General features: G+C 44.4%; 13 protein-coding genes. 9 read left to right on the forward strand and 4 right to left on the reverse strand.

The window, feature by feature from the left end:
* Position 1: 1 nt before the first annotated feature.
* From BUC07_RS01335 to purE, 4 genes are all read right to left on the reverse strand, one after another.
* Positions 2 to 1,141: a 1-acyl-sn-glycerol-3-phosphate acyltransferase gene (locus tag BUC07_RS01335; RefSeq protein ID WP_073164973.1), complete on the reverse strand. Its 1,140-nt coding sequence runs from the start codon at positions 1,139 to 1,141 to the stop codon at positions 2 to 4.
* A gap of 46 nt (positions 1,142 to 1,187) precedes the next feature.
* Positions 1,188 to 3,230, reverse strand: a complete 2,043-nt coding sequence (locus BUC07_RS01340; RefSeq protein ID WP_073164427.1) for a helix-hairpin-helix domain-containing protein — start codon at positions 3,228 to 3,230, stop codon at positions 1,188 to 1,190.
* Positions 3,230 to 4,045, reverse strand: coding sequence for a PorV/PorQ family protein (locus BUC07_RS01345; protein ID WP_139279433.1), 816 nt, complete (start codon positions 4,043 to 4,045; stop codon positions 3,230 to 3,232). The genes BUC07_RS01340 and BUC07_RS01345 overlap by 1 nt, the downstream gene beginning before the upstream one ends.
* A gap of 61 nt (positions 4,046 to 4,106) precedes the next feature.
* Positions 4,107 to 4,613, reverse strand: a complete 507-nt coding sequence (gene purE / locus BUC07_RS01350; protein WP_073164432.1) for a 5-(carboxyamino)imidazole ribonucleotide mutase — start codon at positions 4,611 to 4,613, stop codon at positions 4,107 to 4,109.
* A 110-nt stretch (positions 4,614 to 4,723) separates the two neighbouring features.
* Between purE and hpt the strand changes: the two genes are divergently transcribed.
* The 9 genes from hpt (at position 4,724) to BUC07_RS20825 (ending at position 15,019) form a co-directional block, all read left to right on the forward strand.
* Positions 4,724 to 5,266 (forward strand): hypoxanthine phosphoribosyltransferase, encoded by a 543-nt coding sequence (gene hpt, locus BUC07_RS01355; protein ID WP_073164435.1) that lies wholly within the window; start codon positions 4,724 to 4,726, stop codon positions 5,264 to 5,266.
* Positions 5,267 to 5,279: 13 nt separating this feature from the next.
* Positions 5,280 to 5,852 carry an adenylate kinase gene (locus tag BUC07_RS01360; protein WP_073164438.1) on the forward strand — a complete coding sequence of 191 codons (573 nt, stop codon included), beginning with the start codon at positions 5,280 to 5,282 and terminating at the stop codon, positions 5,850 to 5,852.
* A 65-nt stretch (positions 5,853 to 5,917) separates the two neighbouring features.
* Positions 5,918 to 6,907, forward strand: a complete 990-nt coding sequence (gene obgE, locus BUC07_RS01365; protein WP_073164441.1) for a GTPase ObgE — start codon at positions 5,918 to 5,920, stop codon at positions 6,905 to 6,907.
* Positions 6,908 to 7,600, forward strand: coding sequence for a phosphatase PAP2 family protein (locus BUC07_RS01370; protein WP_073164444.1), 693 nt, complete (start codon positions 6,908 to 6,910; stop codon positions 7,598 to 7,600).
* 1 nt (position 7,601) lies between these two features.
* On the forward strand, positions 7,602 to 9,389 hold the full coding sequence (locus tag BUC07_RS01375) for a MutS-related protein (protein ID WP_073164446.1): 1,788 nt from the start codon (positions 7,602 to 7,604) through the stop codon (positions 9,387 to 9,389).
* A gap of 193 nt (positions 9,390 to 9,582) precedes the next feature.
* Entirely contained in the window at positions 9,583 to 11,418 is a 1,836-nt protein-coding gene (locus BUC07_RS01380; protein WP_073164449.1) for a DNA topoisomerase IV subunit B, read from the forward strand.
* 20 nt (positions 11,419 to 11,438) lie between these two features.
* Positions 11,439 to 14,087 (forward strand): DNA gyrase/topoisomerase IV subunit A, encoded by a 2,649-nt coding sequence (locus tag BUC07_RS01385; RefSeq protein WP_073164452.1) that lies wholly within the window; start codon positions 11,439 to 11,441, stop codon positions 14,085 to 14,087.
* A 251-nt stretch (positions 14,088 to 14,338) separates the two neighbouring features.
* Positions 14,339 to 14,836, forward strand: coding sequence for a shikimate kinase (locus tag BUC07_RS01390; protein WP_073164455.1), 498 nt, complete (start codon positions 14,339 to 14,341; stop codon positions 14,834 to 14,836).
* Positions 14,837 to 14,845: 9 nt separating this feature from the next.
* A complete protein-coding gene (locus BUC07_RS20825; protein ID WP_175552440.1) occupies positions 14,846 to 15,019 on the forward strand; it encodes a hypothetical protein in 174 nt (57 codons plus the stop codon).
* Positions 15,020 to 15,064: the final 45 nt, after the last annotated feature.

The following is a 15,064-nucleotide window of genomic DNA, read 5'->3' on the forward strand; positions in this document are numbered from 1 at the left end:
ACTACTTTTTCGTTACTTTTAATTTGTTAATTACCGGATTGGCATAAATTTTCAGGAAACGTTCCTGGATGTCGGTAATCGGGAAATCGATGTGGATCATGGCTTGCTGGATCATCATTTCAAAATTCTTTTTTTCTTCGTAGTTGTATTTGTCCCTGAATTCATTTTCCTGAGTCAGTAAATCATACGCAATATAATTGTAGGGCCAGAGTTTGAAGTTGGTATAAATCTGGCGGTCGATTTCCGAAGCCAGTTCCTGGATGTATTCATTTTTTTGCTCGGTTGTTTTGGCCTCTTCAAAATTAACTTCTATGGGAGTGCCAAAAGAAAAACGCATTTTTCCTTTCGGGTTGAAAATCCCCATCGACATGCTTTTCAGGTCGTCTTTGCTGGTTTTCAGCTGTCCGTAATGTTCTTTTTTTATGAGCTCTTTCATTTTTGCCAGTCCGCAGGGTTCAATTTCGTATGATATGGAAACCGGCACAATATTCAGCTCGTTGAATCCATCGGCCAGGCTTTTTTTGTTGCTCATATTCAACATCTTCAATAAGCTTGGCTGCGTTTGGTCAAACCCGTCTTTAGTACGTCCTTCGCGCTGGGCAATCCACACCGACATGTTGTCTTCGGTAATTGATTTGCGGATATATTGCGAAACTTTTTTCGAGGCTTTCATCAGTTCGCGGGGAGTCAGGCTTCGTTTTATTATAAAAGCCCGGTTGAGTTTCACGGCGTGTTCAATCCATTCGTAAAGCAACAGGTTGTCGCCAATGGCAATTTGCGTGGTGTTCATCCCGTTTTCAAAAATCAGGTAATTGAGCAGTGCCGCGTCCAGAATAATATCTCTGTGGTTTGAAATGAAAAGGTAGGATTTCTTTTTGTCCAGGTTTTCGATGCCCCGGCTGCTTAACCCGTCAGAGGTTTTGTTGATAACGGTGCGCAGCAGATCGTACACAAATCCTCCCTGCAGCTGCTTGATGCTGCGGACCATGCGCAACTGAAGTTTTACGATTTCAACTTTGGGGCGGACTTTGAAAATATGCATTAAAACCTTGTCGAAGGCGGGCGATTTCAGCATCTTCCTGATTTTTTTCCGCACCTCTTTATCTGTATAAGGCCTTATGTCGTCGAAATTATATCTCACTTTTTTGTTTTTTATTGAATAACAGGGCAAAGTAACAAATTCATCACTATAATTTCAACCTCAGCTGGAATTTTACTTCGGTTTTTTTGTTGCCGGATATTTCGCTGTACCCCGAACCAATCGACTCTGCGTTGTTGAGCGTTGTGTTGGCCAGTTTAAACCAGGCTTCAATATTTTCGCTGATTTTGTATTTCAGGTTGAGGTATGTGCGAAATCCGCGGCCAAAGTAGGCAGGAATGGAAAACATGTAAAGCAAGTCGTTTTCGTAAGCATAAATTCGCGAATTGTAACTTTCTGTGTTGAACCATGCAATTCTTGCGGTTAAGTTCAGGGGCACAGAAAGCGGTGTGTACTGCACATCCTGAAATACCATAAACCCGTTTTCTGTATCGGTTCCTTTATAAAAAACATGCGCTGCCCGGGTTTTTAGTTTGATAGTTTCTGATGGCTGAAATTGAAAATGAATGCGGCTTTTCCGGTGTTGTTCCGGCAGGTTGATGTATTTCTCATTTTCCCTGAACTTCTGATCTTTCACTTCGTTTTTGTAGCGCAGGTAAAAGGAAAAACTGTCGGAAAAATGGAAATCGGCCTGTGTCATCATATCCCATCCATTTGCCGGACCGGCGGTGGTAAAGTTAATCCATTCCGAGTGGTAAAAATCGGTGTAGCCGGTAAGGGTAACAAATTTGAAAGGGAGGATGCGTGTCCCCATATAGAGTCCGGTTTCGTTGCCGGGCATGCTGCTTTCCGAAAACGGATTGGCCCACAACGCATGGTAGTTTTTATCGAGATGTCGGAACAGGGTTGAGAACTGAATGCGGTCGTGCAGGTGCCCAATTACACCCTGCAAAAATGCTTTTCCTTTTGATTTTGACATGGCAGCCTCGCCAAAAAGCTGGTATTTCCCTTTGCTGAAAAGGTAATTGGCACCGCCTGTAAAATTATTTTTTCCCTGAAAGCGGAATTGATTGTACAGTTGATCGCTGCGGATAAAAGGCAGTTCAAATTTGCGCTGTAAAAAAGTAAGGCCAATTTTCAGGTGGTTGAACTGGCGGGTTGCCACAACTCCCAGGTTCACATCGCGCACACTGTTTTTGTCGGCAATCTCGTTTTCGGTGCGGTGGTAGCCCGATGTTTGCAGGCTGGTGAAATAATTTCCCTGCGAATCGGAAAAAGCAAGGTTGGCATCGTTTTTCTTTCTGGAGTAGAAAATATTCACCCGGGTTTCCGCAATGTTGATTGTTGCCGATGCGCCCCTGAAAAAGCGGTTTTCGTCGGTAGATGTAAATGGTCGGATGCCTTGATTCGTTTTTGATATATCAAGTGCCAGAACCGATTTGCCGGTTGAAAATCCCTGCCATAAAACCAGCCCCTGCCCAGCGCGAACAACAAAATCGCCCACAGTTATATTTTCAATCACTTTGCTGAGTTTTAAACTCAGGTGCCCCGAGTAAAAATCGAAACCCTGCTTGTTGGAACCGGAAAAGAATGCTTCACCGGGATCTTTTTCGGCTGTAAATCCTGCTGCAATGTTTTCGCCCGCCCTGAAGCGGTAACGGGTGTAGTAGCGTGCCCGGTTGCCTTCAAATGGGATGGTGCCGTCGTCTCTTTCCTGGTAACCACGCTGTTTTTGGGTAGTGCCCAGCGTGCGCAGGAAAAGTTCATGCCGTCCGTATTTCAGGCTTTTTTTAAAACTTTCCGGTTCGGTTTCGGCAGGCCCAAACCAAATAAACGGCTCCATTTTGGTGAGCAGTTCGGGCGTGAATCCATCAATGGAGTTCAACTCGTAAATGGAGTACACCTGCCCGTAATTTTTAAGGTAATCCGTTAGTTTTTCAATTTGAATGTCGTTCAGCAAATGCAGCCTTGAAAGTTGTGACCGGCTGGCAGCATTTATATTTAACGGATTTTCAGCATACTCTTCCAGATCTTCCAGGATCAGGGCTGCATCGGTTTCTTCTTCCAGGTTTTCAAGGATTGATTCCAGAATTGATTCCAGCTGCATATTCTGTTCTGGGGTTTGTCCAGCCGAAATAAAATGGGCAGCCAGAAATATCAGCCAGAAGGTATGTTTGATCCATTTTGCCATCACCAGATAAATTGCAGTGAAACGGAAGGAGTGATGCCTAAATTCCCGTGGTAGCTAAATCCAAAATCTGCCGAAATAATGCCTGTTTTATAGCCAATTCCGGCAGTGTATTTAAATGGCTTGCCCGATGCGCCGAACCGCAGCGCCAGGTTTTCAACCGGTGAAAACTCGATGCCTGCTTTTACCAGTGCAGGGTTTTGGTTGTCTTTTTGGGTTTCGAATGCTGCCAAAACATATTTGCTAAAACGGTAGTGTCCTCCAATTCTGAAAGTGAACGGCATTTCAACTTTGCCGGCCGGTGATTCAATACCGCCCAAAATAGGATTGAAAACATGGGCTCCTAAAACCAGTTCATCGAGCGGTTGAAACAGAAGTCCTCCCCCGAAGGTAGCAAAACCGCGGGTACGTTCGTTCTCCGGGAAAGTTTGGGCAAGGTAGTCGAGTTCAATACCTGCGCTCCACTTTTCGTTAAGCTGGCGGGCAAAGGCCAGTCCAAACTTGTTCTCTTTGAACGTTCCTTTCCCGAACTGAAAAAAGCTGACCCCGAAAGTTCCCAGATTAACCGGGAGGGCCAACGATCCGGCCACCAGCGAAAGTTCGTCCACCCCAAATTTCGACTCATAAAAAAAACCGGCATTAAACTGGTTCAGTTTTGCCAGCCCGGCCTGGTTATGAAAGTTGGCCCAAACATCGGAAAATGATACGGAAGCATGCGAAAGCCCAAGTGAACGGGCGCCGACAGGATGATTTTCCATTGAAAAACCGGTGAAAGTTCCCAAAAGTATAAGGCAGGCAGTTAATTTAATTCGCTTCATAAAAAAGGAGGTAATCATTAATTACCTCCCGAATTTACGTTAAAAATATTTTTTTCTCAAATTAATTGGTCTTGAACTTATATTTCACTTCCGAGAGCTCTTTATTGGCATTTACAATTTTCTGTTTTAGATTTTCCTTAAACTCGAGCATTTTTTGCATCAGTGCCTCGTCGCCGGTGGCCATCATTTGTACGGCTAGTATGGCGGCGTTCATGGCACCGTTTACGGCAACTGTGGCTACCGGAATCCCGGGAGGCATTTGCACGATCGACATGATGGAGTCGAAACCTTCGAGGCTGGCTTTTATGGGAACACCAACTACTGGAAGGGGAGTCATGGCAGCAATTACACCCGGCAGATGCGCCGCCATACCGGCACCGGCAATAATAACTTTTACTCCGCGTTTTTGGGCACCTTTGGCAAATTTTTCTACCTCATCAGGAGTGCGGTGAGCCGATAATGCATTCATTTCAAATGGAATCTCAAATTCATTGAGCAATTTTGCTGCTTTCGACATCACATCCAAATCGGACGTACTTCCCATGATAATACTCACTTGTGCTTCCATGTTTTATAATTTAAATTTTCACTTAATCAATTTGTTTTGTTATTTTGTGCATCAATTTTTTTAAACGAAAATAAGGCATTTTACCCGCTTGTAAAAATAATAGTAAAGAAATGAAGAAAGTCAAAATTCACGATAAAACCTTTCAGTTATTTATTCCTTATGAAAAAATACGGGCTTCCATTGAGCTGATGGCTGAAAAAATGAATAAAGATTTGGCTGACAAAAATCCCCTGTTCATCTGTGTGTTGAATGGTTCGTTTATGTTCGCTGCTGAATTGTTTAAGCGCATCGATTTAATCAATTCTGAAATTTCGTTTGTAAAACTGGCTTCTTATGCCGGCGAGCATACTACTGGTAACGTAAAACAATTAATTGGGCTGAATGAGAAAATTGAAGGACGAACAGTTGTTGTTCTGGAAGATATCGTGGATTCGGGAATTACGATTGACAATATTCAGGACCAGCTTAAAAAGCTGAAACCAAAAGAGGTTAGCGTTGCAACCCTGTTGCTGAAGCCCGATGCGCTAATCAAGGAAGTAGAATTGGATTACGTGGGCCTGGAAATTCCGAATGATTTTATCGTTGGGTACGGACTGGATTACGACGGTTACGGAAGAAATCTGATTGATATTTACTCAGTTGTTAACGAATAAAAACCAAATCAGTATGTTAAATTTAGTTTTGTTTGGCCCTCCGGGGGCAGGAAAAGGTACTCAGGCCGAGTGTCTAATGAAATCGTTTGGTCTCATTCATTTGTCAACAGGAGACTTGTTGCGCGGCGAAATGGCAAAAGGCACCGAACTGGGAAATAAAGCCAAAACCTACATGGATAAAGGCGAATTGGTGCCTGACGAAGTTGTAATTGGCATGATTAAAAATAAACTGGAAGAGAACAAAGCAGCCAAAGGTTTTATTTTCGACGGGTTTCCGCGTACTGTTGAACAGGCCAAAGCACTCGACAGCCTGCTGAATGAAAACGGCACGCCCATTTCCGGAATGCTCAGCCTTGAAGTGGAAAAACAAGAGCTTATCGACAGGCTGCTGAGCCGCGGAAAAATTTCGGGCAGGGCCGACGACCAGGACCAGTCCATTATTGAAAACCGTATTAACGTATATAACGAAAAAACAATGCCGCTGATTGAATACTACAAAAAACAGGGAAAACATTTTGGCATTGACGGAATGGGGTCCATTGAGGAAATTGCAGGGCGGCTGGAAAAGGCAGTTGAAAAATTATAATTCAATTTGCTCATTATCCGCGAACCACATGGTTATTAATTGAAGTTGAAAAGAAGGGGAGGAAAATGGCAGAATCGAATTTTGTTGATTATGTAAAAATACACTGCAAGTCGGGCCACGGAGGTGCCGGATCGGCACACCTGCGCCGCGAAAAATTTATACCCAAGGGCGGTCCCGATGGCGGCGATGGCGGCCGTGGTGGCCATGTTATTCTCGAAGGCAGCCGGCACAAATGGACTCTTCTTCATTTAAAATACCAAAAACATATTAAGGCCGGGCATGGCGGGCCGGGAGGGGGCCAGCTTAAATCCGGTGCCGACGGTGAAGATGTAATTCTTGAAGTTCCGCTGGGAACTGTTGTCAGGGATGCCGAAACCGGAAATTTTTTATTTGAAATTACAGCGCACGGTGAGCAAAAAATATTGATGAAAGGCGGCCGTGGCGGACTGGGAAACGACCATTTCAAGTCGTCAACTTTTCAGACTCCCCGTTTTGCGCAGCCAGGCGAAGAAGGCGAGGAGGGCTGGAAAATTTTCGAGCTGAAAGTGCTGGCCGATGTGGGCCTGGTGGGATTTCCCAGTGCAGGTAAATCAACCCTGCTCTCGGTGGTTTCTGCAGCAAAACCCAAAATTGCCGATTATCCGTTTACTACGCTAACGCCCAATCTGGGCATTGTTAGCCACCGCCAGGAAAACTCTTTTGTAATGGCCGACATTCCCGGAATTATAGAAGGCGCCCACGAAGGAAAAGGGCTGGGGTTGAGGTTTTTGCGCCACATTGAACGTAATCCCGCGTTGCTCTTTCTTGTTCCGGCCGACAGCGACAACCATCTAAAGGAATATAAAATTTTGCTCAACGAGCTGGAAAAATATAATCCCGAGCTGCTCGACAAGCAACGTTTTCTTGCCATCAGCAAAGCCGATTTGCTCGACGATGAATTGATGAGCGAAATAAGCGATGAGCTGAAAGGTATTCCTCACCTTTTCTTTTCTTCAGTGACGGGGTTAAACGTAACGAAACTGAAAGATAAAATCTGGGAAATATTGAATAACTAAATGGAGTTTTTACAAAAAATACTGGAACTTGACAGCGAATTTTTTCTGTTTCTGAACAGCTTTCACAACAACTTTTGGGATACCGTTATGCTGATGGTGACACGCAAAGAGACATGGTTCCCGTTTTACCTGGTTATTCTGTTTTACGTGTTCAAAAACTTTAAGAGCAAGTGGTGGCTGGTGGTGCTTTTTTTGGCGCTTACCATTTTGCTCAGCGATCAGTTGTCGGTACTCGTGAAAGAAACGGTGCAGCGATTACGGCCGGTACACAACCCCGATATTCAGCACATGGTGCACAATGTATTGCGAAAGGGCGGGTTGTACGGATTTGTTTCGTCGCATGCCGCCAACACTTTTGCACTGTTTGTCTTTATCACCCGCATTTTCAGGAACCGCGGTTTCTGGCTGCTCATGCTTTTCTGGGCCTTGCTGGTGTCCTATTCGCGGATATATTCGGGCGTGCATTATCCGCTCGATATTGTTTCCGGTGCTGCACTGGGCTGGTTAATTGGCTGGGGCACATACAAGCTGCTCATGTTTGTGGAAATTCATTTCTTCCTTGCCCGAAATCCGAAAATTGAAACCACCAATCTTTCTGCCCGTCAGGCAGGACAGGTATTTCTGGTTTTTGCGGTGCTTTCGGTTACGGTAATTATTATGGCTACTTTGCTACACCGTTATAATTTTTTGTGATATGAATCCGTCGGCTGAAGCATTTTACCAGTCAAAAAATCAGCTTTACTCCGCCAAACTCAAGGCTGTTTCAAAAAAAATCAGACAATTTGCCTGGTTTCGTCTTTTTGCCTTTTTGCTCATATTTCTTCCGCTTATTATTTGGGGCTGGAACGGTTGGCTCACCGTGGTGCCCATGTTCGCTTTCACCGTCTTTTTTTTCTTCCTGATTAAAAAAAATATTCAGCTCGAAAAGCAAAAGAAGAAATATGAAGTACTGAAAAAGTTAACCGAAGATGAATTGCTGGCTTTAATACATCGTTTCGACCATTTTGATGAGGGGAGTGATTTTTTGGATACCAACCATTTTTATGCTTACGATTTGGATGTTTTTGGCACCGATTCTTTGTTTCAATTCATTAACCGCACATCAACTCAAAGCGGACGAACACAGCTGGCGGAGTGGTTTAAGAATCCTTTTCTGCAAAAACAGGATATTGAACAACGCCAGGATGCCATCCGCGAGTTGTCGCAAATCCCCAACTGGCGATTACACTTTTTGGCCAACGGGCATTTGTTTAAAGAAACTTCGGAGCTGAATGAAGAAATTAAACGGTGGTCGGAAACAGAATTGGAACTGAACCGCCCGGGCGCCATTCGTGCGGCGGTTATTGTCATTCCTTTACTGACCATTCTGGCAGCTATTCCGGCAATACTGGGAATTTCCAATTTTTGGATAATCCTGATGATTTTCATCCAATGGGGAGTCCTGTGGTTTTCGCGAAAAAGAGTTGCGCAATATTTTGAGTTTTTTGGCCGGAAATCGGAATTGTTGGGGAAGTACATGCAGCTGCTGAAATTTATTGAAGAGCGGGAGTTTGAGGCTCCGTTTTTGTTGGATTTGCAAAAAAGAGTATGCAACCCCGACAAGGCAAGCCATATTTTCAGCCAGTTGAAAAAACTGATCGGCCAATTTGAGTACCGCAACAACCTTGTGGTCAATATGGTTTTTAATTCCCTGTTTTTGTGGGATATACGTTGTGTGTACAAACTCTGGAGGTGGCACCGTCAAAACCGTAAAAAATTAGTTGCCTGGCTTGGGGTAATTGCCGAAATGGATGCATTAATCAGCCTCGGGAATTTTGCCAATAACAATCCTGATTTTAACTTTCCAGAAATTCACGATGGCGGATTTACATTTCGGGCGAAACAAATTGGGCACCCTTTGTTGCCTCCTGATAAAAGAGTCTCCAATGACATGACTATCGACGGATGGTCGAAAGTGGTAATTGTTACCGGTGCCAACATGGCTGGCAAAAGCACATTTTTGCGCACCGTAGGTGTAAACATGGTGCTGGCCCGTTTGGGGGCTCCGGTTTGTGCCGGAGAGTTAATTTGCACTCCCGTAAAAGTGTACACCAACATGCGCACCACCGATAACCTGCTCAAAGACGAATCTTACTTTTTTGCCGAGCTGAAACGCATTAAAGGCGTGTTGGATAGGCTGGAAAACGGGGAACGTATCCTGGTTATTCTCGATGAAATGCTGAAAGGAACCAACTCAGTAGATAAACTCAACGGATCGAAAGAACTCATCCGCAAACTGCTCCATTTAAAAGCAGTGGCATTAATTGCCACACACGACCTTAAACTCAGCGAGATGGAAGAAGAGTATCCGCAGATGGTTTTCAATAAGTGTTTCGAAATAAATATTGAAAATGATGAACTGGTTTTCGATTACCTGCTTTCTGATGGTGTAACAAAAACCATGAACGCAACTTTTCTCATGAGGAAAATGGGTATAATTTGAATCTATCGAATAATTTCTTCGATAGAAATAAATTATTTCCCCTGCTGTATTCAGTGCATTCTTTCAGAAAATACCCTTTTAACTCAATTACTTATCCATACTTTTTCAACTGTTTGCTGTTCATTAATGGTGTGGCTGCACCTATACAAAACATCGTTGTTTTAGTTATATTTGTGGCAAATTTCAAAAATATATGGCTCCGAATTACGACGAAGCAACAATTAGAACACTTGAATGGCAGGAACACATCAGGAAACGCCCCGGTATGTACATCGGTAAATTGGGCGATGGTTCTTCTGCCGACGATGGTATTTATGTTTTGCTGAAAGAGGTGCTCGATAATTCAGTGGATGAATTTATGATGGGGCACGGGAAAAAAGTAAAAATTGATATTGAAGAGGATAAAGTTGCCATTCGCGATTATGGCCGTGGAATTCCGCTTGGCAAACTGGTTGACGCTGCAAGTAAAATGAATACCGGTGCCAAATACGACTCTAAGGTTTTTAAGAAGTCGGTGGGGTTAAACGGTGTCGGCATTAAAGCTGTTAACGCGCTTTCTTCAAAATTCACTGTCCGCTCTGTCAGGGAAGGCGAGGCAAAAGAGGTAATATTCAGCCAGGGAATAATTGAAGACGAAAAGGACATAAAAGGCCTCGACGAACCCAACGGAACACTTGTGGCATTTGAACCCGATGAGGCAATTTTTAGCAAGTTTCATTACATCAGCGACTATGTAGTGAACATGGTCAAAAACTACACGTACCTCAATGCGGGGCTCGTCATTGAATATAACGGCGAGCGGTTTTATTCCAGAAACGGATTGCGCGATTTACTCGAAGATAACATCGATGAAAATCCCATTTATCCCATTATTCACCTGAGAGGAGAGGATATTGAAATTGCCATTACGCACGGAAACCGCTACGGCGAAAATTATTACTCGTTTGTAAACGGCCAGCACACCACGCAGGGTGGAACGCACCTTCAGGCATTTCGTGAGGTGTATGTGAAAACCATCCGCGATTTTTTCAAAAAAGATTTCGACCCGTCAGATATTCGCGCTTCAATAGTTGCCGCGGTGAGCATTAAGGTAGAAGAGCCGGTTTTTGAATCGCAGACCAAAACCAAACTGGGGTCGAAGGACATTGGCCCGAACGGACCTTCTGTGAGGGCACATGTGGGGAATTACCTGCAAAAAGAACTCGACAACTACCTGCATAAAAATCCCGACACGGCAGAAGTACTGCACAAGCGCATTGTGGAGTCGGAACGCGAGCGCAAAGCCATCTCGGGCATCAAGAAACTGGCTAAGCAGCGGGCCAAAAAAGTGAGCCTGCACAACAAAAAACTGCGCGATTGCCGCATTCATTTCAACAGTAAAGATCCGAAGGCGGAAGAGTCGAGCATTTTTATCACCGAGGGCGACTCGGCCAGCGGCTCCATTACAAAATCGCGGAATGTGAATACCCAGGCCGTTTTCAGCCTGAGGGGAAAACCACTGAACACGTTCGGACTGACCAAAAAAGTGGTTTATGAAAACGAAGAATTCAACCTGCTGCAGGCAGCACTGAACATAGAGGAAAGCCTCGAAGATTTGCGCTACAACCAGATAATAATTGCTACCGATGCCGATGTGGACGGAATGCACATACGCCTGCTGCTCATCACATTCTTCCTGCAGTTTTTTCCTGATCTCATCCGGAAGGGACATGTGTTTATTTTGCAAACCCCGCTTTTCAGGGTGCGAAACAAGCAAAAAACCTATTATTGTTATTCGGAAGAAGAGAGAAGAGAGGCGGTTAAAAAGCTGAAAGGGAAAGCTGAAATTACCCGGTTTAAAGGGCTGGGCGAAATTTCACCCGATGAATTCAAAAATTTCATTGGAAAAGATATCCGTCTCGATCCGGTGATGATGCGAAAAACTGACTCGGTGAAGCAGATGCTGGAATTTTACATGGGGAAAAATACGCCCGACAGGCAGGATTTTATTATTGATAACTTGTACGTAGAAAAAGACGAAGTGGCTTAAAAAGAGCTCAACAGAATAGAATGGCAGAAGAAAACGAAAACGCTAACAACGAAGAATTACAGGATAATAACCCGGAACGGATAAAGGAAGAAATCATTTATTTGCCCGGAATGTACCGCGACTGGTTTATGGATTACGCGTCGTACGTAATTTTGGAACGTGCGGTTCCGTACGTGAACGACGGGCTGAAACCGGTGCAGCGCCGCATTATGCATGCCATGCGCGAAATGGACGACGGGCGATTCACCAAAGTAGCCAATATTATCGGGCAAACCATGCAGTACCACCCACACGGCGATGCTTCAATCGGCGATGCCCTGGTGCAACTCGGGCAAAAAAACCTGCTTGTTGATACTCAGGGAAATTGGGGGAATCAGCTCACCGGCGACGGCGCTGCTGCACCACGGTACATCGAGGCGCGTTTAACAAAATTTGCCCTCGAGGTGGTGTTCAATCCCAAAACCACCGAATGGAAACTGGCCTACGACGGCCGCAAAAAAGAGCCGGTCACACTGCCGGTGAAATTCCCGCTGCTGTTGGCGCAGGGAGTTGACGGGATTGCCGTTGGGTTGGCCTCAAAAATTTTTCCGCACAATTTTAACGAACTGATCGATGCCTCCATCGCTTACCTGAAAAACAAAGAGTTTGAGATTTTGCCTGACTTCCCTTCGGGGGGCATGGCCGATTTCAGTAAATACAACAACGGACTGCGTGGTGGTGTCGTGAAAATAAGGGCCAAAATTGAAAAGCGCGACAATAAAACGCTGGTCATTACCGAAATACCGTTTGGGAAAACCACCACAACGCTTATCGATTCAATTATCAAGGCCAACGAGAAGGGTAAAATCAAAGTCAAAAAAATTGACGACAACACGGCCGAGAATGTGGAAATCCTTGTGCACATTGCCAACGATGTTTCGTCTGACAAAACCATTGATGCGCTCTATGCATTTACCGATTGCGAAGTTTCGCTGTCGCCAAATGCCTGCATCATTGAAAACGACAAACCCCATTTCATAAGTGTTTCAGAAATACTGAAACGTTCGGTAGATGCCACGCTTCGCCTGCTAAAACAGGAGTTGGAAATTAAAAAGTCTGAGCTGGAAGAAGCCTGGCATTTTGCTTCGCTCGAACAAATCTTTATTGAAGAGCGGATTTACAAAGACAAAAAATTTGAAGATGCCGCAAGCATGGATGTGGCCATCGCCCATGTGGATCAACGACTGGAGCCCTGGAAACCCAAATTCAAACGGGAAATTACACGCGAAGACATCCAGAAGCTCATGGAAATCAGGATGGCGCGAATCCTGAAATTCAACACCGACAAGGCCAACGAGCATATATTATCCATTGAAGATGAAATCGACGAAGTGGTGAATAATATCGAAAATATTGTTCCTTATACCATTCGTTGGTTCAGCCACCTGAAAGACAAATACGGGAAAGGCCGTGAACGCAAAACCGAAATCAGGAGTTTCGAAAATATTGTGGCCACCAAAGTAGTGGTGAAAAACGAAAAACTGTATGTTGACCGCAAGGAAGGTTTCATGGGAACCGGCCTGAGAAAATCGGAGTTTGTGTGCGATTGCTCCGATATTGACGACATCATTGTTTTCAGACGCGACGGAACCTATTTTGTCACCCGGGTTTCCGACAAAACATTCATTGGGAAAAACCCGCTGCACATTGCCGTTTTTAAACGAAACGACAAACGAACCATATACAATTCCGTGTATCGCGACGGGAAAACGGGTGTGTCGTACATGAAACGATTTGCCGTAACAGGAGTTACACGCGACAAGGAATACGACCTTACTAAAGGAACAAAAGGTTCGCGGGTTACCTATTTCTCGGCCAACCCCAATGGTGAGGCCGAAGTGCTGAAAATATTGCTGAAACCCAAACCGCGTATCAAAAAACTGGCTTTTGAAGTGGATATGGGTGAGCTGGCCATCAAAGGCCGCCAGTCGATGGGGAACATCCTCACCAAACATGAGGTGTATAAAATTTCGCTGAAGGAAAAAGGCATCTCCACGTTGGGAGGACGGAAAATTTGGTTCGATGAGGATGTGATGCGCCTCAATGCTGATAACCGCGGGAAATACCTCGGTGAGTTTTTGGGCGAAGACAAAATTCTGGTTATCTACAAAAACGGCGAATTGCAGCTTTACAATTTCGATTTGAGTAACCATTTCGATCCGGATATTTTAACCATTGAAAAATTCGACAGCGGTAAAATTCTTTCGGCAGTTTATTACGATGCTGAACAGAAGTTCTACTATGTAAAACGTTTCGAGATTGATGAACCCGAAGGCAAACGCATCCGGTTCATCGGCGACAACCCGGATAACAAGCTCATCAGCATTACCTGGGTGCGCTACCCGCGCCTCGAGATTGAGTTTGGCGGGAAACACTCCGAGCGGGAAAATGAAATCATAGAGGTGGCAGAATATATTGGTGTAAAATCATGGAAAGCAAAAGGGAAACGACTTTCGAATTACAGCATTGAAAATGTAAAAGAAGTGGAACCGGTGGTAAAAGATGAAGACCAGAAACCTGCTCAGGACAAAGATGATGAAGAAGGCCCGAAAGATGATTTTGATGACATCCCGTTTGAAGTGAAACGTCCGGATAAAAGCGATGATAAAAACCAGATGTCGCTTTTCTGATGCGGAGTTAGAGAGTTCGAACGTTCGGGAAAGTCGAAGGGGTGAGGTGTTTTTCCGCATGCTCGTTTCGGAGAACATTGGGAAAGTATGAACCAGGTAATTTGCTTGTGCATAAAAATTGAACTTTGACAGCCAATTGAACCTGAATCGAACTACTGTCGAACAATTTCAATCAGGTCAGCCTGAACCTGAAAAACAGATTTGGAAATCTTTTTTAGCTTTGTTGTTCTGACCGAAAAAATGAAAGAGCAATGCGAATTTACCTGATTGGATACATGGGCTGCGGAAAATCGACAATGGGAAAACGACTGGCCAATCATGCCGGGCTGCAGTTTGTTGATATGGATCATTACATTGAAAAACGAAACTGCAAAACTGTTCCGCAACTGTTTGACGAGTTTGGCGAAGAAGGGTTTCGCAAACGCGAACGCAAAGCCCTGGAAGAACTTTCGGAATTTACTGATGTGGTAATTGCCACCGGCGGCGGTGCGCCCTGCTTTTTCGACAATATCGATTTAATGAACCGTACCGGCAAAACCATCTACCTGAATATCGACCCGAAAATCCTGGCCAGTCGCCTGCTGAAATCCAAAACAGAACGTCCGCTCATTAAAGGGAAATCGAAAGAAGAACTGATTGATTTTATCGATGAAACGCTGAAAAAACGCGATGTGTTTTACAAACAGGCCCATTACGAAATAATACAGCCAGATGTGGATTTGGATGAGGTGATGGGGATGATTTCATAACAATTTATCATGCCAACCGTTGCTAATAAATTTGCCCGCACCCTCAAAGCTATCGGAGTTCGTTATGTTTTTGGTGTTCCCAGCGGAAACATGACCGATTATACTTATCCGGATAAAACAGAACAGGAAAAATTTCGATTCAAATTACGGAACAGACCTGCCCGTGGAATTATTTCAATCTGAGAATAACTATTTTGGTGTTCCGGTAATAAAAACTTCAAATTCCAA

The organism is Tangfeifania diversioriginum, assembly GCF_900141875.1.
GTDB classification, from domain to species: Bacteria; Bacteroidota; Bacteroidia; order Bacteroidales; family Prolixibacteraceae; genus Tangfeifania; species Tangfeifania diversioriginum.

Coding starts and splice junctions, on each gene's coding strand:
- BUC07_RS01385 (WP_073164452.1), top strand. CDS start 11,439: ATGGCAGAAGAAAACGAAAACGCTAACAACGAAGAATTACAGGATAAT.
- obgE (WP_073164441.1), top strand. CDS start 5,918: ATGGCAGAATCGAATTTTGTTGATTATGTAAAAATACACTGCAAGTCG.
- BUC07_RS01345 (WP_139279433.1), bottom strand. CDS start 4,045: ATGAAGCGAATTAAATTAACTGCCTGCCTTATACTTTTGGGAACTTTC.
- BUC07_RS01340 (WP_073164427.1), bottom strand. CDS start 3,230: ATGGCAAAATGGATCAAACATACCTTCTGGCTGATATTTCTGGCTGCC.
- BUC07_RS01360 (WP_073164438.1), top strand. CDS start 5,280: ATGTTAAATTTAGTTTTGTTTGGCCCTCCGGGGGCAGGAAAAGGTACT.
- BUC07_RS01370 (WP_073164444.1), top strand. CDS start 6,908: ATGGAGTTTTTACAAAAAATACTGGAACTTGACAGCGAATTTTTTCTG.
- purE (WP_073164432.1), bottom strand. CDS start 4,613: ATGGAAGCACAAGTGAGTATTATCATGGGAAGTACGTCCGATTTGGAT.
- BUC07_RS01375 (WP_073164446.1), top strand. CDS start 7,602: ATGAATCCGTCGGCTGAAGCATTTTACCAGTCAAAAAATCAGCTTTAC.
- BUC07_RS20825 (WP_175552440.1), top strand. CDS start 14,846: ATGCCAACCGTTGCTAATAAATTTGCCCGCACCCTCAAAGCTATCGGA.
- hpt (WP_073164435.1), top strand. CDS start 4,724: ATGAAGAAAGTCAAAATTCACGATAAAACCTTTCAGTTATTTATTCCT.
- BUC07_RS01390 (WP_073164455.1), top strand. CDS start 14,339: ATGCGAATTTACCTGATTGGATACATGGGCTGCGGAAAATCGACAATG.
- BUC07_RS01380 (WP_073164449.1), top strand. CDS start 9,583: ATGGCTCCGAATTACGACGAAGCAACAATTAGAACACTTGAATGGCAG.